Here is a 25,072-nt window from a genome sequence, read left to right on the forward strand (position 1 = left end):
AAAGTTTACAAAGATGAAAAACAATATATTTTCCCGCAAAACACTTATAGCAGCCGGTATTGCCTGCCTCTTATTACCGCTTAATTCCTGCGACAAAGAACTGGAAGTTACCCCCTATTCTTATTTCACCACTGCTAACTTTTTCTCTGATGCAAACGAAGCCAATATGGCTACCCTTGGTGTTTATGAATCCATGTCGTCAATGGACAGTTATGGCTGGAACATTTCCTTAGTTTTTGATGCCGATACCGATATCGAACAAATGACCGGAATTGGTGCCGACGACTGGAGAACCATAGCACACTATCAGGGAATTTCTCAAACGAATATGTTTTACACCACTTGGAGTAAATTGTACGAAGGAATAGACAGAGCCAATGTAGTGATCGAAAGAATTCCGCAAATGGAACTCTTTTCAAACGGCAACACAGCCCAAAAAGAACAGCTGAACCGCTACCTTGGCGAAGCAAAATTCCTCCGCGGTTTTTATTATTCCGAACTTGTACGTTTATGGGGAGACGTGCCTTTTAAAACAAAAAGTTCTCAATCCGGCGATAATCTGAAAGGAGCACTTGTAGACCGTCAGGAAATTTATACCCAGATCATCAAAGACATGACCGAAGCCTCACTTCTCCTTCCGGAACAGCTGCCTACAGACGAACGTATCAACAAATGGGGAGCCAAAGCCATGCTGGCCAGAGTAGCCCTTTTTGCCGGAGGATACTCTTTAGGTGCAGACGGAACGATGAAACGTCCTTCAAACTACAAAGACTATTACAAACTGGCACAGCAACAGATTAACGATGTTATAGCTCAAAATCCGTATAAGCTAAACCCATCTTATGCTAAAGTATTTAAAAACCAGTGTCAGCATGTATTAGAACCTACCGAGAATATTTTTCAGGTTGCTTTCTACAATCCGTCAGGAAACATAGGAAATGCCTCCTGGGTAGGAAACTTCAACGGTCCGGCAACAGCAGCTGGTTTCTATCCATCCAACATTTCGAGATGTTTAGTTCCAAAACCATTTTACAATAGTTTTAATGCGGCCGATCAGCGCAGGGATTTTTCGATTGCCACCTACTCCATCAACAATTTGGGAAACAAACTTCCGCTTTTAACCACCAATCAGGACGAAAGATGGACGGTTGGTAAATGGAGCAGAGAATACCAGACCAATGCAACCGCAGAACGTGTTTACACACACATCAATTGGGTCATCATGCGTTATTCCGATTTGCTTTTGATGCGTGCTGAGGTAGAAAATGAACTAAACGAGGGCCCTAATACTATTGCTTACGACGCCATCAATCAGGTTCGTAAAAGAGCCTTTGGTGCTGACATACAGGGAAGCCGAATTGCGGTTGACATAAAAACAAAAGGAACCGGATATACCAATGCAGCCAATGTTTTAATACAAATCACAGGTGGCGGCGGTACTGATGCGGCGGCGGCAGTAATCACCCTTTCGGCCGGAGGAATCAATACCATTGGAATGCTGCGTTCCGGCGATGGTTATACCTCTGTTCCTACCGTAACCATTACCAGTACAGACGGGAAAGGTACCGGAGCAACCGCAACCGCAAGACTCTTGACCAAACCCACTACAGCCGAAATGAGTTTAGCAACCGGTCTGAACAAAGACAATTTCCTAAAAGCCGTTCAGCAGGAAAGAGCCTGGGAACTTTCGGGCGAAGGAATGCGAAGAGCCGACTTGATCCGATGGGGAATCTTAGGAGATAAACTGATCGAAACAAGTACCGCGGTCAAACAAATCCGATCGACTTATTTCTTCCCGGCAATTACCAATTTTGTGGCCGGAAAACATGAATTGTACCCTTATCCACAAAATGAAACAGACGTAAACAAAAACATCACACGTCAGAATCCAAAGTACTAGGCAAATAGTATTTAAAAATCATGCACACCCCACTAAATGATGAGGTTTATTTTGAAAAACTCAAATTATTAAAAATAAATGATGCAACATTATTTAGAAATGAATAAGTTTATAACCGTTAATGCAGGACTTTGTTCTGCATTAATTGTTTGTAACAGAAAAGAAAACTACTAAAAATAAAGAACAATATGGTTACCAAAAATGATACACAACTGTCAAAATCCTACGCAATTGGGATCGACATTGGTGGTACTTCACTGAAATGTGGTGTTGTGAATGAACTCGGAGAAATTTTATTTTCGTTTATAGTATCCTTAAAAGAAGCCCGTACCGAAAAAGAGATCATCCGCTTAATGGTCGATGCCATCACACAATGTACCGATCAGTTAAAAGAACCCATTGTGGGTATCGGAATTGGTTTTCCGGGTCTGATTGAAAATGATGTGATCATTGGCGGCGGTGTAAACTTACCCGGTTTTGACCAATTGCCCTTAGGAAAAATTCTAAAGGATCTAACTGGACATCATGTGGTAATTGATAATGATGCCAACTTAATGGGGCTTGCCGAATTGATTTACGGAGCAGCCAAAGACAGTACCGATGCTGTTTTTCTAACGATTGGTACAGGCATTGGCGGTGCCATTATGATTAATAAAGGCTTGTATAGCGGTTTCAAAAATCGCGGTGGCGAACTGGGCCATACCGTAATTCAGCAAAATGGTATCGCCTGTAATTGCGGTGGACGAGGCTGCCTGGAAACCTACGCTTCCGTAACCGCTTTAATCAAGTACTATCAGTCACAAAATCCTGCCGCAGATGAAAATATTGACGGCAAAACCATCATCGATAAATACCTTGCCGGAGAAAATCATGCGATAAAAACCATGGAGCATCATTTTGATTACCTGGCTGCCGGAATTGTTAATTTTGTCAACATCTTCAGTCCGGAAAAAGTAATTATTGGAGGTGGTATCAGCGAAGCTGGTCAGTTTTATATTGACGAACTAACCCAAAGAGTTAAAACCTTTGCTATTCCGGTTGCCTTTGCGCATACCAGCATCGTAGCAGCAGATTTAGGCAACAAAGCCGGATTACTGGGAGCCTGTGCCAATGCTTTCCAGAAATTTAAAGATTTGAAATACAGCACGAACTAAAAGAATATGCTCGCGAAGTCGCAAAATCGCAAAGATCTTAGTAGATTGTCTAAACGCACTGCATAAAAAACTTTGCGGTTTTGCGTCTCTGCGAGCAAATCCACACCAACAACGCATCACTCTAATCCATTTAATCCGTGGCAAAAAACTCTGCAGCTTCGCCTCTCTGCGAGCAAATATTTTTAAGAATCTCCTCACTAATTGCCCATTATTAAAGGTTTTAACTAAAATTAATAGCATTTTGAACAAATTCAAAACCCAAATTAAAGCCTGATAGTTAACTTCGTTTTTGCATTTAAGAGTTTAAAAGGCAAAACGTAATCTATAAAAATTAGGCCGATATGATATTTCAAAAAGTCATAGGATTTGTTTGTTTGTTGGGAATACTGGCTATTCCTTTTTCCGGCAATGCCCAAACCGCTGCACGCCCCAATATCCTGATCATCATGACCGATCAGCAAACTGCCGATGCGATGAGTATTGCAGGAAACAAAGACCTCCATACCCCAGCAATGGACAAGCTCGCGCAAAATGGAATCCGTTTTACCAAAGCCTATTGTGCTCAGCCTTTATGTACTCCGTCACGCACCGCCCTCATGAGTGGAAAAATGCCTTTTGAAACCGGCTTCGTAGGCAACGCTCCCGAAAAAGACGGTCAATGGCCTGACGATTTACTAATGATGGGGAAAATTTTCCAAAACGGAGGATACAAAACCGGTTACGTAGGCAAATGGCATCTTCCCGTTCCCACTGCCAAGAAAAGTCAGCATGGTTTTGAGTATATCGAAAACACCAGTTTTCAGGATTACAACGATGCGGCGACACCTTCCTTTTGTGCTCGTTTCATTAAGGAAAATAAAAACACCCCATTTCTTTTGGTCGCCTCCTTTTTAAATCCCCATGACATTTGCGAGTGGGCTCGTGATGAAGATCTGAAAATGGATGTATTAGAAAAAGCACCACCGGTCGATCAGTGTCCGCAATTGCCCTCCAATTGGAAAATCCCCCAGTACGAACCTAAAATTGTCCGTGATCAGCAAAAAGTAAGTTTCAGAACCTACCCTTCTGTAAACTGGACTGCAGATCAATGGCGTCAATACCGCTGGGCCTACAATCGCTTAGTTGAAAAAGTAGACGGTTACATCGAAATGGTACTCGCCTCTTTGAAAAAATACAACATCGAAAAAAACACCATTATCATTTTTACAGCAGATCATGGTGACGGATATGCAGGCCACAGTTGGAACCAAAAACAGATACTATATGAAGAATCCGCCAAAATACCTTTTATCATTTCGAAAATAGGCGAATGGAAACCCCGTACCGACGATCTTCTGGTTTGCAATGGTATCGACATTATCCCGACCATTTGTGGCTTCACCGGAATACAAAAACCAACTTATTTGAAAGGAATTGACCTCAGTAAAAGAATAACAAATCCATCAGAAAACCTGCGGGATACTCTGGTTATCGAAACCGATTTTGCCGATAACGAAGAACTTTTAAACATTAGCGGACGTGCTGTAATTACTCAAAATCTCAAATACATTGTGTACAACAAAGGCGATTTAAAAGAACAGCTTTTTAATCTGACCACAGATCCGGGAGAAATCACCAATCTGGCAGTAAACAAGGCCTATAAAAAAGAACTAATTGCCATGCGCCGTTATTTAAAAAAATGGTGCAGCGCAAATGGAGATTCTTTTCAATCCGGATTATAAACTTGCCTAAAGAAAAAATAATATGATTCAGAAAAAAATAGTCACATTAGTCGCATCGCTTATATTGCTGCCTGCTTTTAGTCAACAATCATCAGCAATTCTAAAACTCACCGCCGAAAAATTACATTCAAGAGTACGTGAATGGCCTTATCCTGTAAACGGAATTACGGTACCTACCAATGCTCCTGCCCTGCTTTGGCCGGGGACCAATGGAAAAAGAATGGTAACCCCAATGGAAAGCGGAAGTGATATTCCGGAAGATCCCAATATTGGCAATGTACGCTACAAAGTGATGCTCGCAAGCGATAAAAACTTCACCAAAAACCCGTTCACCAGTGCCGAACAACGTTGGGCGGTCTATCCGTTACATCAGGCTCTAAAAGCCGGAAAATGGTATTGGAAATACGGTTATGCCTTAAAAGACAGCAATCAATGGACCTGGTCTCCGGTTTACAATTTCGTCGTAGATGCAAAATATGCTTCCCAAAAAGTAGCTCCTCCCATTAGCGAAGTCCTTAAAAGAAACGAAGGTGCACATCCTCTTTTATGGGATATGAACCGCATAGGCGAGGCTTTTTACCGCAACAATCTGGACAATCCGGAAGCTAAAAAATTTATTGCTTTCGCAGAAAAACTAATGCTGGCTCCTCTTCCAACAGAGAAACCGCAAAGAGTCATTGATACCACAGGCAAAAATCCGTTAGAAAAGAAAATTATTATCGAACGAATGTATCATGGTTTTGGAGATGCTGTTGGAAACCCGGTTCGAAATTTATGTATCGCCTATCAGCTCACCAAAGACAAACGTTTTATTTTGGATGCCAAACGCAGAGCTTTAAACCTTGCCAACATGAATCCTGATGGCTTGGCAACAGGAGATGATTTTACAAGTGGTGCCGTACTAGAAGCCCTGGGCTGGTTCTACGATAGCGGTTATGATTTTTTAACGCCGCAGGAAAAAGAAACCTTAAAAAATAGCATCACGATCAGAGCCAAAAGAGTTTACGACCATTTGCCCAATCGTTTTGAGCTACATGTAAGCGACAATCACGTTTGGCAAATCACCTTGCGCAACCTTGCCATCGCAACTGTAGCGGTAATAAACGATGTACCCGAAGCCAAAGAATGGCTCACTTATATGTACGAAGTCTGGTCGGCACGTTTTCCGGTCTTGGGCACTACTGATGGCGGCTGGCATGAAGGAAACGGCTATTTCAGAGTTAACTTTAAATCGATTATTTACCTGTCTCAAATGTTTGGTGACTTTAGCGGTGTTGATTATTTTAAATTACCGTGGATGCAGAATCTTCCGTATTATATGCTATACACCCATCCAAACGGTGCGGCAAGTACTGCCATTGGCGACATGTGGGAAAACATTCCGTACATCGTAAAAGGCGAAGCCTGGTTTGCCGATGCTTTGACCTACCGTATGAATGATCCTTATCTGAACTGGTATGTTGGTGAAATCAAAAGAGACTATCCGGCCTACTATCACGGTACCGATGATTTTTTATTCTTTAGATTATTAAACTACAAACCCAATAGAAACTTACCTGTAACCTCGCCCGAAAAACTCCCTAAAACTCGAAAATTTGCCGATGTAGGTGTCGTAGCCATGCACGAAGATCTGACCAAAGCCAATACAACCCTGAGCAGTTATTTGTTCAGCAGTCCGTTTGGTTCTTCAGGACACGGTCACGCTTCGCAAAATGCTTTTACGATTAATTATAAAGGGAAAGTTCTCTTTGGCGGAACAGGATATTACAGTAATTTCAGCGACAAACACAATCTTTTAGATTACAGATCTTCTAAAGCATACAACACCATTTTAGCCGACAGTCTGAACCAAAAAATTGGAGAAGAAGGTTACGGATGGATTCCGAGAGCGATTTCCGGTCAACGCATCCAATACGCTTTAGGAGATGCCAGCAATGCTTATGGTGACATTAAAAGTGATTTCTGGCTCAACAGATTTAAACAAATTAATGTAGTACCGAATAAAGCAAACGGTTACGGAGAATCTGGTGTGACCTTGTACCGCAGACATATGCTGCAGCTTGAAGGCGGGTATATTGTTTTATACGACGAACTGGAAGCTAAAACCCCGATAAAATGGACCACTCAGTTTCATTGTCCGTATTATACCATTGAAGGGCAAAATTCGGCGAATGCCAAACAGCAAAACTTCACGGTACAAACAGATTTAGGAAACGTAACCGCAAGTGTTTTTGCTAATAGTCCGCTAAAAATGGCTGTACACAATAAATTTTACGAAGCCGCTGTCAACTGGAATAAAGTAACCAACGACGAAGGTCAGATCAAAGAATTTAAAGACCAATGGCATGCCGGAATCACTTCTGAACCCAAACAAAAATTCAGATATTTAACCATAATACAAATAAAAGACGGCAAAACGGAAATTATAAAAACGCTATCAAACAATGGCTTCTTGTCGCATTTGCAGATTGGCGACTGGGACATACAAGTACAATTAGACGGCGAAAAACCGGCTGCTTTACAAGTTACGGGAAAAACTGCAAAATCATTATTTAGTTATGGAAATTTACCCATTACATTTGAAGGTAAAACTTTTTCTCCTAAAATTACAGGAAGTTCTGTATTGCTTGAAATGAATGGTACTGAGCTAAACAAACAGGAAGCTGTTGACGAATTACCGGATGTCGTCAAGTACGACAAAAATTAAAAACAAAAGGACGTTTGCTTTTTCTTTAAATTTAGAGTTAAATTACCGATAACCTATTAAACACAAACCCAACCATTAAAATTGAAACTTTCATGAAGAAAACGATTGCCATAGCTGTGCTTTTCTATCTTATCCTTTTTGCCGTTAAAAGTCAGGCTCAGTTACAGGATCGATACTTCCGTACGATTTCGGTTGATAAAGGCTTGTCGCAAAGTTCCGTTTTTGCTATTGAACAGGATACTCTGGGGTTTATCTGGATAGGAACTCAGGACGGACTAAATCGTTATGACAGTAAAGGTTTTAAAGTGTATCGTCCCGTAAGGAATGTCAAAAACAGTTTGCAATCGTACTACATCCGAAGCTTGTTTACCGATCATAAAGGGCAATTATGGGTGGGCGGTAATCAGGGAATTAGTGTTTACAATTACAGTACCGACAGCTTTACCAATTACAAGCTTCCACGAACTATTGGGGAATGGTACATCTCGTCGATCACGGAAGACCCTGCACATAGAATTTGGGCGACCTCGATTACCGGAGAAGTTTTTGTGCTGAACCCTGAAGAACAGAATTTTTCATCCATCCGATTTAATGCTTCTTCGCACGAAATCAAAAAAATTGCCTACATCGGCGTTTGGCAAAAACAAATAATTCTGGGAACAGATGTTGGTCTGTTTAAACTAAATCCCAACTCACATCAGCTCACAAAAATTAATTTAGGCACTAAAAAGCCGTATATCAATGCGGTTTATATCGATGATAAAAAGCTGTGGGTGGCCACCGAAGGCGAAGGTGTTATTCGGTACAATGCCGAAAATGGTCAGGTTACCGCACTGCTCCACACCTCCGGAGCAAACAGTATTGCCGATAATAATATCAGATGTGTTGGAAAAGATACCGAAGGAAATATCTGGCTCGGCACTTTTAAAGGACTCACCATTTTTAATCCTAAAACCAACTCTTTCAGTAATTATTACCATCAAATAGCACAGCCTTACACCATCAGTCAAAACTCTGTTCGCTGTTTCTTTAAAGACAAGCAAAACGGAATCTGGCTGGGAACGTATTACGGAGGCATAAATTACTATCATAAAAACGATATTAAATTCAATTTGTTAAGCCAAAACTCCGGAAAACCTTCTTTGAATGATGAGGTAATTGGCGCAATCAAACAAGATTCAAAAGGCAACTTCTGGATTGGAAGCAATGACAAAGGCTTGAATTATTGGAACAAAAATGCCAATACCATCAACTATTTTTCGAACAGTGAGAACAACGCCAACAGCTTAAGTTCGAACAATATCAAAGCCATCGAATTTGATGATAACGGGAATGTATTAATTGGTACCCACAACGGTGGATTAAATATACTCAACCCGAATACAGGTTTTGCACAGCGTTTTCGCCACGATGAAAACAATCCCAACTCGATCGCAGGAGATTTGGTTTACAGCTTATTGAAAGACTCTAAGGGGCGTATCTGGGTAGGTACACGATCGGGATTGGACCAGTTTCATCCGGAAACCAAATCGTTTACGCACCTTCATTTAGACAAAGCCGGAAAACGTCTGGCATCAGATGATATTACTTTTCTTTTTGAAGACAGCAAACACCGAATCTGGATTGGAACTACTAACGGTGTGACTCTTTTTTATCCGGACACTAATCTGTTTGCTACTATCGGTCGCGGCAAATTAAGCGATGATATTATAAATTGTATAACCGAAGATCCAAAACACCGAATCTGGATTGGTACCCGTGAAGGATTACGGTTGTACGATGAAACCCAGGAGTCCTTCAAAAATAGTAAAGCCCGAAAAGATTTTGTTAAAGAAAACATTTACGGCATCCTTCCGGACGACGAAGGAAATTTATGGATTTCGACCAACAGCGGCTTAATCAAATTTAATCCCGACAAAGGTTCTGTACAGGCTTTTGACGAAAGCGATGGTCTGCAGAACAAACAATTTAACGATTATGCCTTTTGCAAAGCCAAAGATGGTATGCTGCTTTTCGGCGGAATCAAAGGACTTTCCTATTTCTATCCTACGATTGTAAAGCAGCAGCCGCTTCCTTTAAAATTAAGTTTTACCGCTTTAGAAGTATTAAACAAAACGGTTGCTGCCGGAGATGATACCGACATACTCGAAGGACATATTGACCAAACCGATGAATTAGAAATTGGACCTGAATACAAACAGTTCAGCATCTTCTTTAATACGTTTAATTATATTTCTTCCAATCGAACTTATTACTACTACAAACTGGAAGGAATCGACAAAGACTGGCAGCGAACAGATGAGCTTAAAGTAAGTTACAGCAACTTATCTGCAGGAAACTACAACTTCCAGATCAAAGCCGTTGGACCAAACGGAGAAATGAGTGCTGTTCGAAACTTAAAAGTTATTATACTTCCGCCCTGGTATAAAACCATCTGGTTTTCTTTGCTATTGCTAACCATCATTGGTACGGCAGCCTATATTGGTTTTAAAATTATAAAAGAAAGAATAAAAGCCGTTCAGCAATTAAAATTGGAACGCATCGATAAAGAACGTGTAAACTATATCAATCAGGTTAAAATGGATTTCTTTACCAATGTTTCTCATGAACTAAGAACTCCTTTAACCCTGATCTTAGCACCCCTCGAAGAACTTTTAAAAATGCCGTTTACCGATAAAGTTTCCAAAAAGAAACATGAATTAATGTTTATCAATGCCAAAAGACTCTATAATTTGGTCGATCAACTTTTTGAGTTTCGAAAAACCGAAATGGGCACGCGACAATTAAAAGTAGGCAAAGGCGATATTGTAAGTTTCACGCAGGAGATTTTTGAGTCTTTCAAACCGCTTTCAGAGAAAAACAGCATTCACTATACCTATCATTCTGAAGAGCCACAATTGTCATTTTATTTTGACAAAGATGCTATGGAAAAAATCCTTTTCAATCTTTTATCCAATGCTTTTAAATATACTAAAACCGGGCAAAGTATTGCTGTCACACTAGTACAGAAAAAAGATACGGTACAAATAAAAGTTGCTGACACGGGAGTCGGAATTAGTACGGAAGATTTATCAAAAGTTTTCGACCGTTTCTATCAGGTAAACAATCGCGAAATGAATTTGGGTTCCGGTGTTGGTTTGGCCTTTACCAAACGTCTGGTCGAATTGCATCATGGTGACATTACTGCTGAAAGTAAAATGCAGGAAGGAAGCAGTTTTACTGTTACCATTCCTATTTCGGATGCGGTTTACCAAAACGATCAACATGTGGAAGAATCTGCTTATGACCTTGCAATCCTGTCCGACAATGACCTTGAAAATGAAGACGCTTTACTGCCGGAAGAAAATGAAATCATCGAAAAAAATCAACCTGTTAAACTTTTAATCGTCGACGACAACAAAGAGATTTTAGATTATCTACAGGACTATTTCAGTAAAATATACGAAGTCACCGTAGCTCATAACGGACAAATGGCATTAGAACTTCTGGAAATCCAGCCTTATGATCTGATCATCAGCGACGTGATGATGCCCGAACTGGATGGTTTACACTTTTGCAAACGCGTCAAACAAAACATTAATACTTCGCACATTCCGTTGATGCTTTTAACGGCAAGAACCGAAACCAGCCAGCAGATAAAAGGACTCGAAATGGGTGCCGATGATTATATTACCAAACCATTTTCGACACCTTTACTGGCAACGAAAATCACCAATCTGTTACGCTCCCGAAAAAGACTGAAAGAATATTATGCAGTCGGAAAAGAAATGGTTCCGGAAAATATTGCTTTTAATACACTGGATGAGGAGTTTCTAAAACAGGCCATTCGCATCGTTGAAGATCATTTGGCCAATTCTGAATTTTCAGTAGATCAGTTTAGCAGAGAAATTGGCATGAGCCGATCGAATCTGTATTTAAAATTAAAAGCCATTACCGGAGAATCGGCTATGGATTTTATCAAGAGAATCCGATTTAAAAAAGCGGTCGAATTGATGCAGAGCAAACGCTATACGATTGCACAAATCACTTATATGTGCGGCTTCAACTCTCCTTCTTATTTTTCTACAGCCTTTAAGCAGCATTATGGCTGTATGCCAAGTGAGTATTTAGCAAAAATCGACGATACAAAAGAATAATTCAAACTACACAAACTACTATACCATGCAAAAAACAATCTTTATAAAATTCTGATACTATTGTGTTAGACATCAGCTAAAACAAGGTTTTTAAAAAAGCCTCAAAACAATCCCGGATTTCAGTTTTGAAAATCAGAATCCTGTCCAGATGAAACAGTCTTTTTGGAACAGGAAGGCTCGAACTATGCCTTAACGGAACTGTTTTATTGAAAAAAATAACATCCATACAACGTTTAAAATAAAAATGCCCTTTATGAAAATAATGAAACTCCTTTTTATACTGACTTTCATTTTGCCGATCACTACAATTGCGCAAACAAAAGCAACAGTAACCGTTCACAATAATTCGATCATAGATCGTAAAGAAACGGTTGTAGCCATCCCCTGGAAATCGGTACTTTCCTCCTGTCCGCAAATTGACACAGCTAACTTTGTCGTATTGAACACCCTCACCAAAAAACAAATTCCGTTTCAGTTAGAACATCGCGGGAATAATGCCATTCAAAATCTACTGGTACAAATTGATCTAAAAGCAAAAGCAATTCTGAATCTTTCCATTCAAAAAGGAAAACCAGAACCTTTTGCTGTCAAAACCTATGCGCGTTATCTACCGGAACGTCTGGACGATTTTGCCTGGGAAAATGATAAAATTGCCTTCCGTGCCTATGGAAAGGCTCTTGAAAAAACTGAAGGTGACGCTTACGGTTATGATGTTTGGGTAAAACGAACCGATAAACTCGTCCTAAACGATCGCTACAAACGCAACGACTATCATATCGATCATGGCGACGGATTGGATTATTATCACGTAGGACACACTTTAGGTGCAGGAAATATGGCTCCGTACGTAAAAGATACCATTCGATATTCGGGCAATTACCACCAATGGAAAATTTTAGACAATGGACCTCTCCGCACCACTTTTCAACTGACATATGACCTCTGGAATGCCGGTGGAATACCCGTCAAAGCCACAAAAATCATTTCTATAGATGCCGGTTCACAGCTCAACCGAATGGAGAATATTTACACATTTGATGATAAAAATCCACTGCCAGTAGTTGTTGGAATTATTAGACGGGAAAAAGCCGGTGTTCTTTCTTTAAACGAACAGCAAGGTATTATAGGGTATTGGGAACCTACTTTTGATAAAGAAGGCACTACCGGAGTTGGTTCCATATTAACAACTCCGGCAAATGCCATGTGGGTAAACAAAGAACAATTACTCACCAAAACCACTGTCAGAAATAATGAACCTCTTATTTATTATACTGGTGCAGCCTGGGACAAAGCCGGAAAAATTACCTCGGCCAGACAATGGTTCAATTACCTCGATCATTTTAATGAAGAGCTTAAAAATCCATTAACAGTCAGTGTAAAATAGCAGTAAAACGAAATCATAATTCATAGCGTGCATCTTTTATAGCCACAGATTCGAATGATTTTATGGATTAACTCCTCTAATCGGCGAATCTATTGCAGAAACTTTCAAAATATTAAATCCCTCTAATCGGTGTAATCTGTGGCAGATATTTTAAAATTATGAATGTGCTAAAAATAAAGGCCTTCAACGAAATAAAAACAAATTAAAATTACTAATAACCAAAAACAAACAAAAATGTCAATTAACTTATTTGATTTAACCGGAAAAACAGCACTCATTACAGGAGGCGTTCATGGTTTAGGAATGGCAATGGCCAAAGGACTGGGACATGCAGGAGCAAAAATTGTAGTAAACGATCATTCCTCACAACAAGCTGTTGATCATGCAATTGCTGAATACAAATCAGAAGGAATTGAGGCTTTCGGATACCTGTTTGATGTAACAGACGAAGCTGCCGTAATTGCAGCCATCAATAAAATTGAGGCCGAAGTAGGCCCGATCGATATTTTAATCAACAATGCCGGAATTATCAAAAGAACCCCAATCATAGAAATGGAAGTTGCCGATTTTGAAGCGGTAGTAAAAGTAGATCTGACCGGTCCTTTTATTGTTTCAAAAAATGTAGCAAAAGGCATGATCACACGCGGAGGAGGAAAAATCATCAACATGTGTTCAATGATGAGCGAGCTGGGAAGAGACTCTGTAAGCGCTTACGCTTCTGCAAAAGGCGGACTAAAAATGCTAACCAAAAATATGGCCACCGAGTGGGCAAAATTCAATATTCAGACTAACGGAATTGGTCCGGGCTATTTTGCCACAAGTCAAACGGCACCTATCAGAGTAAACGGACATCCATTTAATGAATTTATTATGGGAAGAACTCCCGCAGGTCGTTGGGGAGATCCGGACGATTTACAGGGAGCCGCCATCTTTTTAAGCTCAAAAGCAAGTGATTTTGTAAACGGTCATATCGTGTATGTTGACGGCGGAATATTGGCAACAATAGGAAAACCTTCAAACGAAGACTAATACTTTCCTTTTGGATACTATCTTAAAAGGTCAAAACTAAACTAAAATGATAAAAAGTAACATTGATAAAGCAACGGGTTTCGAAAAGCGATTTGAAAACATCGATACAGTTGTTTTCGAAAATTCAACCGAAGCTTCAAAAGCAGTCGCTCAGCAAATTGCGGCACTTATTCAATCCAAACAAAAAAACAACGAATCTTGTGTATTAGGCTTGGCAACCGGCTCTTCTCCAAAAGGATTGTATACCGAACTGGTTCGTTTGCACAAAGAAGAAGGCTTAAGTTTCAAAAACGTAATTACTTTCAATCTCGACGAATACTATCCGATGGAACCAGATTCTGTTAACAGTTATGTTCGATTTATGAAAGAACTGTTGTTGGATCAGATAGACATCTTACCCGAAAACTACCACATTCCCAACGGACAACTATCCAAAGAAGAAATTGCTGATTACTGTCACGAGTATGAAGCTAAAATCGAAGCTTTGGGCGGAATCGATCTGCAAATTCTTGGAATCGGCGGAAACGGTCATATTGGATTTAACGAATCGGGATCGCTACAAAACTCAAAAACGCGTTTAGTGGCTTTAGATCACATTACCAGAGTAGCAGCCAGCGGAGATTTTTCCGGTCTTAGCAACACGCCAAGAACCGCCATTACACTTGGAGTTAAAAAAATAATGGAAGCTAAGCAGGTCATTCTAATGGCCTGGGGAGAAGGAAAATCCAATATCATAAAAAAATCGGTTGAAGGAGAAGTGACCAATCAAATTCCCGCTTCGTTTTTACAGGAACACAACCAGGTTGTTTTTGTACTGGACAAAGAAGCATCCTCAAAACTAACGCGTATCAACAGACCCTGGCTGGTTGAAAAAATCATCTGGACCGATAAACTGATTCGAAAAGCGGTTTTAGGACTGGCGCTCGATTTAAAGAAACCAATTTTGATGCTTACCGATGCCGACTATATTGAAAACGGGATGAGCGATTTACTGGCCGATTCAGGTCCGGCATACGACATTAACATCAGGATTTTCAATAAACTTCAGAATACTATCACGGGTTGGCCCGGAGGTAAACCAAATGCTGACGATACAAATCGCCCGGAAAGAGCAGAACCAGTCCGAAAAAAAGTATTGCTTTTTAGTCCGCATCCAGACGATGACATTATCAGTATGGGCGGAACTTTTATGCGCTTACAGGAACAAGGACACGAGGTACACGTGGCCTATCAAACCTCCGGAAATATTGCCGTTGCCGATGATGAAGCCTTGAGATTTGCCAAATTTGTCTGTGATTACAATGACAAATTTAAAATACAAAGTATCGAAGCTGAAACCATCTGCAAAAAAGCGGAACACTTTTTAAAAAACAAAAAAGCCAGTGAAATTGATATTCCGGAAGTTCGCTATTTAAAAGGATTGATCCGAAAAGGAGAAGCACGTGCCACCAGTCAGTTTGTAGGTTTACCGGAAGAACAGATTCATTTTATGGAACTTCCTTTTTACGAAACCGGAGCGATTGAAAAAAAGCCTTTGGGCAGTGAGGATATCCAACTGACTATGGATTTAATCGAAAAAATCAAACCGCATCAAATCTATGCAGCAGGAGATTTAGCCGATCCGCACGGAACGCACAAAGTATGTCTGGATGCGATCTTTGAAGCTGTAAAAACACTAAAGCCAAAACCTTTTATGAACGATTGCTGGGTGTGGCTCTACCGAGGTGCCTGGCAGGAATGGGGAATCGATGAGGTTGAAATGGCCGTACCAATGAGTCCCGATCAGGTATTGGCAAAACGCCACGGAATTTTCAAACATCAGTCGCAAAAAGACGGTGTTGTTTTTCAGGGTACTGATGCCAGAGAATTTTGGCAAAGAGCCGAAGACCGAAACAGCGAAACAGCCCAATTGTACAATCAGTTAGGTTTGTCACGTTACGCCGCAATGGAAGCCTTTGTACGCTGGGAATTTTAGCTTACTAATTCAAATCATACCTTTATTTTGTTCAAAAATGGATCGATTATAAAATCGTCCATTTAAAAAGAAGCCTTCTCAAATTATTTTTTGGGGAGGTTTTTTTGATTTTTCAGAAATACGGATCCTTTTAATAGATTCCATTCCTACGGAATTCAATTGTTGTGCTATTGATTTATTTTTGGATGGATTAAAATCCATCCCTACAATATTGGTCGAGCCAATGGCTCTCGCCCTAAAGTTCCGGAGGAACGAACGATATTGTAACAACGGATTTTAATCCGTTGAATAAAATGATATCACAACAATTGAATTCCGTAGGAATGGCACATATTAAAAATAATTGGTAACTTTTCAGACAATTTCGAGTCAAACCTATTAAAAACCAATGACAACAGACATTATAGAATTAAATGATTTTATTGTTTTAATCGAACAATCGAATACCTCTAAGACTTTCATACAGCAATGTGAAATCGACGGAGATGCTGTTGGCTTTGCCTTTTATGGTTCCGGAAATGTTGAACTGGAAATCAAACACAACAATCAGACTAAATATCTGACCAATACAACCGGACTCGCCATTTGTTTTTTTGGCAATCAAAAGGTAGAGTTCTCTCATAAAATAGAACCAGATAAACCTCTACAGTCCATTAGCATCTTCACCAAACCAAAACATTTACATTCTCTGCCTCAGGCCGAGAAAGAAATTTTTGAAAATTACCTTCCTGAATTATTAAATCCGCAGGAACATTTTGTGCAAGGACCTTCCTTTTATATGACTTTGGAGATGCAGGTCGCGGTTCAAAAGATTTTCAATACCACCTACACCGGCAATACGAGATTACTGTTTTTAAGAAGTCAGGTCAACGAACTTTTGGCTCACTTTTATGCGTTGCTCGCAACAGGTACCAAAATTGACCTTTCGGAAATTGATAAAAACAAACTTTTCAAAGCAAAAGAAATTGTAACCAACAGCTATTCAAAACCACCATCGATCACACAATTATCGCAAATGGTAGGCTTAAACAGTAACAAACTAAAAAAGAATTTTAAAGAACTTTTTGGCATTCCTGTTTTCAAATTCGTTCAGGAAGAAAGACTGCACAAGGCTTACGAATTGTTGCGTGACAACGAAAAAACAGTTCAGGAATCGGCCTGGGAGGTGGGTTATGACAGTCTGAGTTCGTTTTCGAATGCCTTTCATAAAAAATTTGGTATGCGTCCAAATGAAGTTCGGCAGCAATTCTTTTCAAACAAATCATAATTCTTTTACGACAAATGAATCCGTTTTAATCTAAACACCTTTGTATCAGTAATCATTTAAAAAATACTGATATGAAAAATACAAAAATTTTAGTTCTGGGTTCCAATGGAAAAACAGGACGCAGAGTAGCCGAAAGATTAGAACAAATTGAAGGTATTGAAGTTCGTTTGGGTTCCCGAAATGAAAAACTACCTTTCGATTGGGAAAAACAGGAAACCTGGCCCACTGTTCTTCAGGGAATCGATACAGTTTATATTACTTTTCAACCCGACCTGGCCATTCCTTCAGCGGTAAAAACGATTCAGAATTTTACTGGTCTTGCCACAAAATTGGGTGTACAGAAGATGGTTTTACTTTCGGGAAGAGGCGAAAAAGAAGCACAGCTTTGCGAGGAAATCGTTAAATCGGCTGCCAAAAACTGGACCATTATTCGTTCCAGCTGGTTCAATCAGAACTTTAGTGAAAGTTTCTTTTTAGATCCGATATTAGCCGGAATAGTGGCCTTACCAAGAGCAGAAGCACTGGAACCTTTTACCGATGCCGATGATATTGCCGATGTGGTTACTGCCGCTCTTTTAGAAGACAAACACAACGGACAAACTTATGAATTAACCGGTCCAAGGTTATTGACGTTCCAACAAGCCGTAAATGAAATTGCCGAAGCCAGTGGTCGAAATATTACCTTTCAGGGACTATCGTTAGAAGAATACAATCAGCTTTTGCAGGAATATCAGGTTCCGGAAGATCATATTTGGCTCATCAACTATCTTTTTGAACAGGTTTTAGACGGTAGAAATTCCAGTATCACCTCAGATATAGAAAACATTTTGGGCAGAAAAGCAAAGGATTTTTCCGCCTACGCGAAAGAGACTGCCAAGACCGAAATCTGGAACTCCTAAAACTAATACCGATTGTATATTCAATATAGTCCAATTGCATTGTACTATTTTCATATTACATCGGCATTATATCGGAAAACATTGGACTAAAATATAAATAAAATTGATATAAGATTATGAAATATAGCAGAGGAATATTTTCAGGATTTATAGTTTGGTTGTGCGTCAGTATTTCCTTTTATCTTTTAGGTAATACTCCCCTTCTGAAAGATTATTTTCTAATACAAGCTTTAATCGTTATGGTGCTTATTGTTTTTTATGCCATCGTTGGCGCAAAATTCTATTATCAGAAAAAATACAACACCAACGGTTTTGCACTTGGTGTATTAATGTCGGGAACAGCATTGTTTTTGGACGTTTTGATAACCGTTCCTTTTGTTGAAATTCCTGAAGGACGAAGTTATGAGAGCTTTTTCACCAGTCCAATTCTATGGACACTGGCTGTTATAAACGCTTTTTCGGTTTACTGGTATTGGCATAGAAAAATAAAAACCTCCTAATCAACAATTTTCATAAAAAGATAAAAAAAAGCTTGTCGTTAACGGACAAGCTTTCTTATGATTTGAAATCTAAAAAATTAAATTTCTACCATTTCCGGAACCGGAGTAGGAGCAACTGTATCTTTTGATTTCACCAGTTTATTGACTCTCCAAATCAAAAATATGGTCGAAAGTGTAATTACCGCAATTACATATCCTAAAATATCGTAGTTTTCGAGAGGTGATGTCTTTGTTTTCTGATGTACAATAAACCCGGCGCAAACCGCGGCAATTCCACCTGCAATTTGCTGCAAAGAAGAAGAGATCGACATATAAGCACCACGATCTTCCAATCCGGGAATAGCTGTGTTTAATGTTGTAGCGGGGATCATTCGACTCATAATACCCATAAACATAATCATAGTAAGCACTACGATTTGCCAAAGAGGTACCGGACCAAGGTTGGTGTAAATGATAATCATAATAACCGAAAGTATAGATCCGGCCGCAAACAGTTTGAACTTACTGACTTTATCACTCAACTTACCTACCAAAGGCATGATGAAAAGTACCGAAAGTCCGGTAAAGAAAAAGACCATTGGCAATTCGAGCTGACTGATGTGAATATTGTTGACTAAAAAGGCACTTCCAAAGGGCTGTAGCATAAAACCTCCAACCGAAAGAAAAGCAATAGACATAAAACCAACCTGATATTGTTTGTTACTCAGGGTATGCCACAGATGTAAAAAAGGACTTTTGTCTGATTGTACTTCTAAATGTTTGGTGATCGGTTTCATCTGAGTGATAATGGCAATAAGTATCAATACCGCCAGAACTGCAATCATAATAAAAGCCGAATGCCATCCCCAGTGATTGGCAAAATACAAGCCTACCGGAATTCCTAAAATCTGACTGGAAGCAAATGCCATTTGAATAAATCCCATCACACGTCCGCGTTGGTGAATCACGAACAAATCCGTTACAATCGCCAGGGAAACAGATCCTATTACCCCTCCGAAAAGTCCGGTTACAATCCTTGCCAATAGCAGCATTACATAACTGGTTGAAAGTGCGCAGAAAACGGTACCTATAATAAATCCGATATAAAAGAAAATTAAAAGTTTTTTTCGGTCAAACTTATCTGCAAAACCTGCAGCGAGCAATCCTGAAGCTCCAGCACTAAAGGCGTAGGCAGAAACGGTAAAACCAAAATTTGCCGGTGTCATGTTCAGGGTTTTCATTAAAATATCTCCTAAGGGAGAAATAACCATAAAATCGAGTATCACGGTGAACTGTAAAAGCGCTAATATCGCAATAATGATTTTTTGATGTGTCGAGAAAGCCGGGCTTTCTGTAGTGTTTTTTTTCATTCTTTATAAAATGTATTAGTTTAGTCTAACTCTTGACATTCATGGCCAAATGATGTGACCATATCAATAATAATTTCAGGATGTAATGTTTCTGAAACAACTCTGAGAACGCAATCAACATCTTCGCAGTCAATGCTCCATTGCTGAATGTCTGAATGAGTGTCAAGTTTTTGACGGATGGGACAATTAGGGTCTTTGTCACCAATGTTTGTTTTAAAAATGTGTATTGTACTTAAATTTGTTTCCATAATTTTTCATGGTTTTAGTCCTTTTACAGTGGCCTGAAAGGCTTCTTTCATAATTTCCTTAGTAAGTGTAAAGGGTTTTCCTCCCATACTCTTACCTTCAGTATGTAAGTTCAATAAAGTGTACAAAGGCCCGTAGGCAACACTCCAAAAAGCCTCAAATGTCATAGGAATCAACTCGTTATTGCGCAAGCCGTTTTCTATAAACGTTTTCATAATCCTTCTAAAATCTGCAAACTCCTGAATAGAATCCAGAATGATCTCTGAATGAGGGGAATGTTTGACAATTTCAAAAAATGCAACTTCCTTGGGATATTTCATGGTAAAGTTGGCGCGGTTTTCCCACTGTTTCCATAAACCTTCCTCAAATGACATTTCGGGCGAAAAATTCTTCACGGTGCTGGTAAAAAACTTCAGCGCGATAATGGCACCTATTTTTTGAATCAAATCATCTTTGTCTTTGTAATAGATGTAAAGCGTGCCAACAGAAATAGAACAGGCCTTCGCCAGCTTGTTCATACTAAAACCCTGAAATCCTTCCTGAACAATCTGATCAATTGCCATTTCGATTACTAATTTTTCTTTGTCGACATCTCTTGCTCTCATACTGATTATTTTAGCACAAATATAGCATAATAAATGAATGAACATTCTTTTATTTAAAATTATTTTTGTGAAGTGAAAAAATAATCATCTCACAAACAAAATTATACGGATTTCTACAGGACAAAACACTAGCATTTTAGCTCCCCGAAGCTTTAGTCTGTTCAAGTTTACCAATACTACTCTGCGATACTATTGGAATTTATTATGAAAAATGCAGAAAGTTCAATTTATCAAATGTACTTTGTTCGTTTTAGCTTAAATTGGTTGACCAATAGGGCCCAGTACATTTACATCTGCAAACACAGAGGTCATTATCTTTTAAATGCAAATAACACTTATTCTGTTATTTCCACTAAACTAATAAATACACTAAAAAATGAAACAAGCCATTATCAATGCCACTGTACACACGGGTGACGAAATTATTACCAACGGAGTAATCATCATTGAAAACGGAATCATCCTTTCTGTTCAAAAAGAAACTCCAAATGATATCGAAACGATTGATTTAAAAGGCAAACATATTGCTTCCGGATTTATTGATATTCAAATCAACGGAGGCGAAAAATTGTATTTCAGTCAAACCCCTACTGAGGAAACCATTCAGGACATTTATGATACAAGCCTTCAATACGGTACGACTCATATACTTCCGTGTTTGATTTCTTCTTCAAGAGAAACTATCATAAACGGAATTGAAGCGGTACGAAGTTACATGAAAAAATACCCCAACGGTGTAATAGGAATGCATCTGGAAGGCCCTTTTCTGAATCCGCTAAAACGTGGCGCACATCCTATTGATCAGGTTCGTAAGCCTACTAATGAGGAACTTGAAGAAATTATCCGATTAGGAAAAGATGTTATTAAAGTAATCACCATTGCCCCGGAATGTTTTACCGAGCAACAACTCAACATGTTAATTGAAAGCGGCATTATAATTTCGATCGGACATTCAACCGTAACACACAAAGAAGCGCAGGTTTATTTCTCAAAGGGAATTAAACTTGTCACTCATTTATTCAATGCAATGACACAGTTCGGACATCGTGAACCGGGTTTAGTAGGTGCCACTTTAGAAAATGAAAATGTATATTCCCCGGTTATTTTAGACGGTGCACATTGTGATTATGCTGCTGCGAAATTAGCCTACAGATTAAAACAGGATAAGTTCTTTTTGATTAGTGATGCCACTTTCCTGGGACGAAAAATTGCCAGTTTTAAATGGAATCATTTCGATGCATACCTTGAAGACGGCTTTTACCGAAACAGTGAAGGTAGTCTGGCCGGAGCAACAATCTCGATGCTGGAAGCCGTTCAGAATGCTTACAATCATCTGGGAGTTTCAGCAGACGAAGCCATTCAAATGGCCACTTCACGCGTTGCTTCGGCGATTGGTTTAGAAGATCAAATTGGAAAAATAAAGCCGGGATTTCCTGCAAGTTTTGTTCAGTTCAATGATAATTTATCTGAAATAAAAACCTTAAATTTTCCGAAAACACCGTTATTTATTTCATAGAATAAGGAAAGAAAAATAGATTTTACAGTAATTTTTTGACTTTCCTTAAACTCGATTTCTTATGGAGTATAGTAGCGTTTTTAACTTGTATTATTATGAAACAACCCGGAAAAAATAAATCCGAATAATCAATCATTCCCTAAACAGCACCAATTGTTACCCTCCTGAAACTAAATGTGAATAAGTTTTTTAACTTTGCCCAAAATTGCCCCAAAAACAAAACTTAAAAATTGATTTAAACAACAACAATTTTTTATATAAACCCAAATTTAACCTACTAATCCTATGAGAAAACCCATTTCTTATTTTTTACCTTTTGTCTTTTTCGCAGGCATATTATTCGGATGCAGCGATGATGATTCAAAAGGTGACAGCTACAAAGCCAATTATTTGCCCGCTATTGATGCGACAGCTTTACCTCAAGAAAACCGACCAATGACGATGTTTGAAGACAATGAAAGTTCTTCAAAAATGTATGACAACAAAAACCGCTGGTTTCGCGTTAATCAGCCCATGCAAATTATTCAAAAAGGCAAAGATTCTGTACAAATTTCTCTTTATTCTCCAGTTGGACTTAAAGATGTAAAAGTGTATGCAAAATTACCTAACTATGACAAGCGATTTTTGCTTTTTGAATTTACATCAGTCCCTGCTTTTCACCGTTCGGCACATCAAATTCCATTAGTAAATGGAACTCATGACTATCAACTTGAAGGTGGTAAGGCTGTTACTATTGATAAAATTGATGGTTTCTCTTCAGGAGCAATCGAATTTTCGGTAGAATCAACTGATCCTTTATTTGCGATGTTCAAAAGAATCAAATCAAATCGACTCGTACAATTCAGCACCCAATATCACCTTAATAATCCTGCTGATGATCCTAATAAATTTTTACCAATGAATCCTGTTTTGGCTAAAGAAGCGATCACTATGATTATTAACTATTCCTATGCTATAAGTCATCCTTTGTATTATGATACTTTTATGAATTTTGACCGTTATAAAAAAGAACAGGCAACAGCGGCCGGAGCAGGTATAAACGGTGCTTTAAACTGGCACGGAAATGCTGAAGACAAAGATGGTGTTTACGATTATCTTACCAAAGCCCAAATTGAACAAGCCTATAACACTTATATCGATAGCCGGACTCTGAATATGGCGATGGTAGGAGGTGGTTCTGCCTGGGGAGGGGGAGCTTTAGCCTCACAATGGGAATCTGGTTATGTGACCGGACATTGGGTTGGCGATATGTCAGTTTGGACCCACGAATACTCTCACCACTCCGGCTACAGTCACAGTAGTAACTTATGCAACAGTGGCGAAGGCGGTGGTCAACAGGGAATGTTTACTGATTTCTATAAATACCTCATCTCTTTGAATGATCTTCCTTTTACAGATCCTGATGTATTAAAAGGATATACAAAAACAAGCTATCTAAGTCAATCTTATAAAAAGCCTGTTTTCAAAATTGATCCTAAAAACCCATTTTTAGTAAAATATAAAGGAGAAGGAAAATGGAAATAACCTACAAAACTATCATGAACAAAATATCTTTTTTATTCATCCTACTCTGTCTTTTTACAGCTTGTAGCGATGATTCTTCAAACGGCAGTGAACCAACAAAATACGATTATTACTTTCCAACGGAAGAAGCTTCCATCACAGCGGCTCAAATTGGTGCAGGAACGGGAACTTTAGATCCTAAAGGAATTACGGTTGCCAACAATAAATTATACGTTTGTAATGGCGATGTACTGGAAGTTTTTGATGCTGTTTCGATGGCTTATATCAAAACGATCTCGGCTTATACTAAAGGAGCCACTACAATTCCGTTTACCAAACTTACTTCAGTTTGTGTAGATAGCGGACGTCTTTATATCGGGAGTGTCGATTCCAGACTATTTGTATTGGATGAGATTACAAATGCCGGAATCAATACAGTCGGAAACGGTCAGTGGTGGAATACTTTTGTGCACGTTTTTGGTGTTGTGGTTAAAGATGGTTTAATCTTCGTAAAAGAAAAAGAAACCTCAATTAAAGTTTTTCAAACTACCCAAATTACTGATAGCAGTGATTGGAATTTAAAGCCAATTGCTAAATTAAACACTTTAAACGGTTGGGATGAGGTGTATGCTATGGATATAGATGCAGGCAATTTAGTAGTAGCCGGAAGAGATGCCAAAAGTTACCTGTATTACAACATTGAGTCTATTAAAACTAATGCTGCTGCCTCTTTAACTGAACCCATAAAACCTGTAACAGCAGTTTTTGCTGCCGCGGAGCCTATGGCCATAAGTTTTTCTAAAGACTGGACCATTACATCCGAAAATATAGGGAGCAACAACTACTTGCGTCTGTATCCAAAAGGAGAATTCAAGGATCGAATCTATACTCCAAGAGTAAATGCTCTTGATATTATGGGACAAAATCCATTTGGAAGTATTATTGGTGTAGCACAATTAAACGATCGTTTGTATTTATCTGATAATACCAACAAGAAAATCAGAGTTATAAAGCTTAATAAAGCAACAATTACGGAACAGCGATAGTTGTCTTTTAAAATATTGAAACCTCTAAACTTAAAACTTTAGAGGTTTTTTTATTGAAACAAAGTATAGTAATCAGAATCGCTTCTCCCATTCTCCATAATACAGATAAGTCAATTTTATCACAACTATCCAGCG

17 protein-coding genes are annotated in these 25,072 nt (G+C 39.0%); 14 read left to right on the forward strand and 3 right to left on the reverse strand.

The window, feature by feature from the left end; genetic code table 11:
• Positions 1 to 13: 13 nt before the first annotated feature.
• The 11 genes from M4I44_RS21255 to M4I44_RS21305 all read left to right on the forward strand — a co-directional run bounded on the left by M4I44_RS21255 (position 14) and on the right by M4I44_RS21305 (position 18,672).
• Positions 14 to 1,900: a RagB/SusD family nutrient uptake outer membrane protein gene (locus M4I44_RS21255; protein WP_249966036.1), complete on the forward strand. Its 1,887-nt coding sequence runs from the start codon at positions 14 to 16 to the stop codon at positions 1,898 to 1,900.
• Between the two features lie 188 nt (positions 1,901 to 2,088).
• The gene (locus tag M4I44_RS21260; protein WP_249966037.1) at positions 2,089 to 3,054 is read left to right on the forward strand and encodes an ROK family protein; all 966 of its coding nucleotides are present in this window, start codon (positions 2,089 to 2,091) and stop codon (positions 3,052 to 3,054) included.
• Positions 3,055 to 3,395: 341 nt separating this feature from the next.
• A complete protein-coding gene (locus M4I44_RS21265; RefSeq protein ID WP_249966038.1) occupies positions 3,396 to 4,775 on the forward strand; it encodes a sulfatase in 1,380 nt (459 codons plus the stop codon).
• Positions 4,776 to 4,797: 22 nt separating this feature from the next.
• Positions 4,798 to 7,482: a DUF4962 domain-containing protein gene (locus M4I44_RS21270; protein ID WP_249966039.1), complete on the forward strand. Its 2,685-nt coding sequence runs from the start codon at positions 4,798 to 4,800 to the stop codon at positions 7,480 to 7,482.
• A 92-nt stretch (positions 7,483 to 7,574) separates the two neighbouring features.
• Positions 7,575 to 11,618: a two-component regulator propeller domain-containing protein gene (locus M4I44_RS21275; RefSeq protein ID WP_249966040.1), complete on the forward strand. Its 4,044-nt coding sequence runs from the start codon at positions 7,575 to 7,577 to the stop codon at positions 11,616 to 11,618.
• Between the two features lie 253 nt (positions 11,619 to 11,871).
• Positions 11,872 to 13,002 (forward strand): DUF4861 family protein, encoded by a 1,131-nt coding sequence (locus M4I44_RS21280; protein WP_249966041.1) that lies wholly within the window; start codon positions 11,872 to 11,874, stop codon positions 13,000 to 13,002.
• Positions 13,003 to 13,236: 234 nt separating this feature from the next.
• Complete coding sequence (locus M4I44_RS21285; RefSeq protein WP_249966042.1) at positions 13,237 to 14,031, forward strand: gluconate 5-dehydrogenase; 795 nt, start codon at positions 13,237 to 13,239, stop codon at positions 14,029 to 14,031.
• Positions 14,032 to 14,077: 46 nt separating this feature from the next.
• The gene (nagB, locus tag M4I44_RS21290; RefSeq protein WP_249966043.1) at positions 14,078 to 16,006 is read left to right on the forward strand and encodes a glucosamine-6-phosphate deaminase; all 1,929 of its coding nucleotides are present in this window, start codon (positions 14,078 to 14,080) and stop codon (positions 16,004 to 16,006) included.
• 388 nt (positions 16,007 to 16,394) lie between these two features.
• Positions 16,395 to 17,273 carry an AraC family transcriptional regulator gene (locus M4I44_RS21295; protein ID WP_070907362.1) on the forward strand — a complete coding sequence of 293 codons (879 nt, stop codon included), beginning with the start codon at positions 16,395 to 16,397 and terminating at the stop codon, positions 17,271 to 17,273.
• A 71-nt stretch (positions 17,274 to 17,344) separates the two neighbouring features.
• Complete coding sequence (locus tag M4I44_RS21300; RefSeq protein WP_249966044.1) at positions 17,345 to 18,172, forward strand: SDR family oxidoreductase; 828 nt, start codon at positions 17,345 to 17,347, stop codon at positions 18,170 to 18,172.
• Positions 18,173 to 18,288: 116 nt separating this feature from the next.
• A complete protein-coding gene (locus M4I44_RS21305; protein ID WP_249966045.1) occupies positions 18,289 to 18,672 on the forward strand; it encodes a DUF5367 family protein in 384 nt (127 codons plus the stop codon).
• 77 nt (positions 18,673 to 18,749) lie between these two features.
• On the opposite strand, the gene M4I44_RS21310 is transcribed toward M4I44_RS21305, so the two are convergent.
• Genes M4I44_RS21310 through M4I44_RS21320 form a run of 3 tightly spaced genes read right to left on the reverse strand, consistent with a single transcriptional unit; the run spans position 18,750 to position 20,872 of the window.
• Entirely contained in the window at positions 18,750 to 20,021 is a 1,272-nt protein-coding gene (locus M4I44_RS21310) for an MFS transporter (RefSeq protein WP_249966046.1), read from the reverse strand.
• A 20-nt stretch (positions 20,022 to 20,041) separates the two neighbouring features.
• Entirely contained in the window at positions 20,042 to 20,269 is a 228-nt protein-coding gene (locus M4I44_RS21315; RefSeq protein WP_017495332.1) for a hypothetical protein, read from the reverse strand.
• 6 nt (positions 20,270 to 20,275) lie between these two features.
• Positions 20,276 to 20,872 carry a TetR/AcrR family transcriptional regulator gene (locus M4I44_RS21320; RefSeq protein WP_017495331.1) on the reverse strand — a complete coding sequence of 199 codons (597 nt, stop codon included), beginning with the start codon at positions 20,870 to 20,872 and terminating at the stop codon, positions 20,276 to 20,278.
• Positions 20,873 to 21,248: 376 nt separating this feature from the next.
• Between M4I44_RS21320 and nagA the strand changes: the two genes are divergently transcribed.
• The 3 genes from nagA to M4I44_RS21335 all read left to right on the forward strand — a co-directional run bounded on the left by nagA (position 21,249) and on the right by M4I44_RS21335 (position 24,937).
• A complete protein-coding gene (gene nagA / locus M4I44_RS21325; RefSeq protein WP_249966047.1) occupies positions 21,249 to 22,388 on the forward strand; it encodes an N-acetylglucosamine-6-phosphate deacetylase in 1,140 nt (379 codons plus the stop codon).
• 285 nt (positions 22,389 to 22,673) lie between these two features.
• Positions 22,674 to 23,912, forward strand: a complete 1,239-nt coding sequence (locus tag M4I44_RS21330) for a hypothetical protein (RefSeq protein ID WP_249966048.1) — start codon at positions 22,674 to 22,676, stop codon at positions 23,910 to 23,912.
• Positions 23,903 to 24,937 carry a hypothetical protein gene (locus tag M4I44_RS21335; RefSeq protein WP_249966049.1) on the forward strand — a complete coding sequence of 345 codons (1,035 nt, stop codon included), beginning with the start codon at positions 23,903 to 23,905 and terminating at the stop codon, positions 24,935 to 24,937. Before M4I44_RS21330 ends, M4I44_RS21335 begins: the two co-directional genes overlap by 10 nt.
• Positions 24,938 to 25,072 lie beyond the last annotated feature (135 nt).

This window comes from Flavobacterium sp. B183 (genome assembly GCF_023539155.1).
Classification (GTDB): domain Bacteria; phylum Bacteroidota; class Bacteroidia; order Flavobacteriales; family Flavobacteriaceae; genus Flavobacterium; species Flavobacterium tructae.

What these genes read in the sequence shown, in the direction of transcription:
- M4I44_RS21300 (WP_249966044.1), top strand. Translation starts at nt 17,345, where the DNA reads ATGAAAAATACAAAAATTTTAGTTCTGGGTTCCAATGGAAAAACAGGA.
- M4I44_RS21335 (WP_249966049.1), top strand. Translation starts at nt 23,903, where the DNA reads ATGGAAATAACCTACAAAACTATCATGAACAAAATATCTTTTTTATTC.
- M4I44_RS21330 (WP_249966048.1), top strand. Translation starts at nt 22,674, where the DNA reads ATGAGAAAACCCATTTCTTATTTTTTACCTTTTGTCTTTTTCGCAGGC.
- M4I44_RS21275 (WP_249966040.1), top strand. Translation starts at nt 7,575, where the DNA reads ATGAAGAAAACGATTGCCATAGCTGTGCTTTTCTATCTTATCCTTTTT.
- M4I44_RS21305 (WP_249966045.1), top strand. Translation starts at nt 18,289, where the DNA reads ATGAAATATAGCAGAGGAATATTTTCAGGATTTATAGTTTGGTTGTGC.
- nagA (WP_249966047.1), top strand. Translation starts at nt 21,249, where the DNA reads ATGAAACAAGCCATTATCAATGCCACTGTACACACGGGTGACGAAATT.
- M4I44_RS21320 (WP_017495331.1), bottom strand. Translation starts at nt 20,872, where the DNA reads ATGAGAGCAAGAGATGTCGACAAAGAAAAATTAGTAATCGAAATGGCA.
- M4I44_RS21265 (WP_249966038.1), top strand. Translation starts at nt 3,396, where the DNA reads ATGATATTTCAAAAAGTCATAGGATTTGTTTGTTTGTTGGGAATACTG.
- M4I44_RS21260 (WP_249966037.1), top strand. Translation starts at nt 2,089, where the DNA reads ATGGTTACCAAAAATGATACACAACTGTCAAAATCCTACGCAATTGGG.
- M4I44_RS21310 (WP_249966046.1), bottom strand. Translation starts at nt 20,021, where the DNA reads ATGAAAAAAAACACTACAGAAAGCCCGGCTTTCTCGACACATCAAAAA.
- M4I44_RS21270 (WP_249966039.1), top strand. Translation starts at nt 4,798, where the DNA reads ATGATTCAGAAAAAAATAGTCACATTAGTCGCATCGCTTATATTGCTG.
- M4I44_RS21285 (WP_249966042.1), top strand. Translation starts at nt 13,237, where the DNA reads ATGTCAATTAACTTATTTGATTTAACCGGAAAAACAGCACTCATTACA.
- M4I44_RS21280 (WP_249966041.1), top strand. Translation starts at nt 11,872, where the DNA reads ATGAAAATAATGAAACTCCTTTTTATACTGACTTTCATTTTGCCGATC.
- nagB (WP_249966043.1), top strand. Translation starts at nt 14,078, where the DNA reads ATGATAAAAAGTAACATTGATAAAGCAACGGGTTTCGAAAAGCGATTT.
- M4I44_RS21255 (WP_249966036.1), top strand. Translation starts at nt 14, where the DNA reads ATGAAAAACAATATATTTTCCCGCAAAACACTTATAGCAGCCGGTATT.
- M4I44_RS21295 (WP_070907362.1), top strand. Translation starts at nt 16,395, where the DNA reads ATGACAACAGACATTATAGAATTAAATGATTTTATTGTTTTAATCGAA.
- M4I44_RS21315 (WP_017495332.1), bottom strand. Translation starts at nt 20,269, where the DNA reads ATGGAAACAAATTTAAGTACAATACACATTTTTAAAACAAACATTGGT.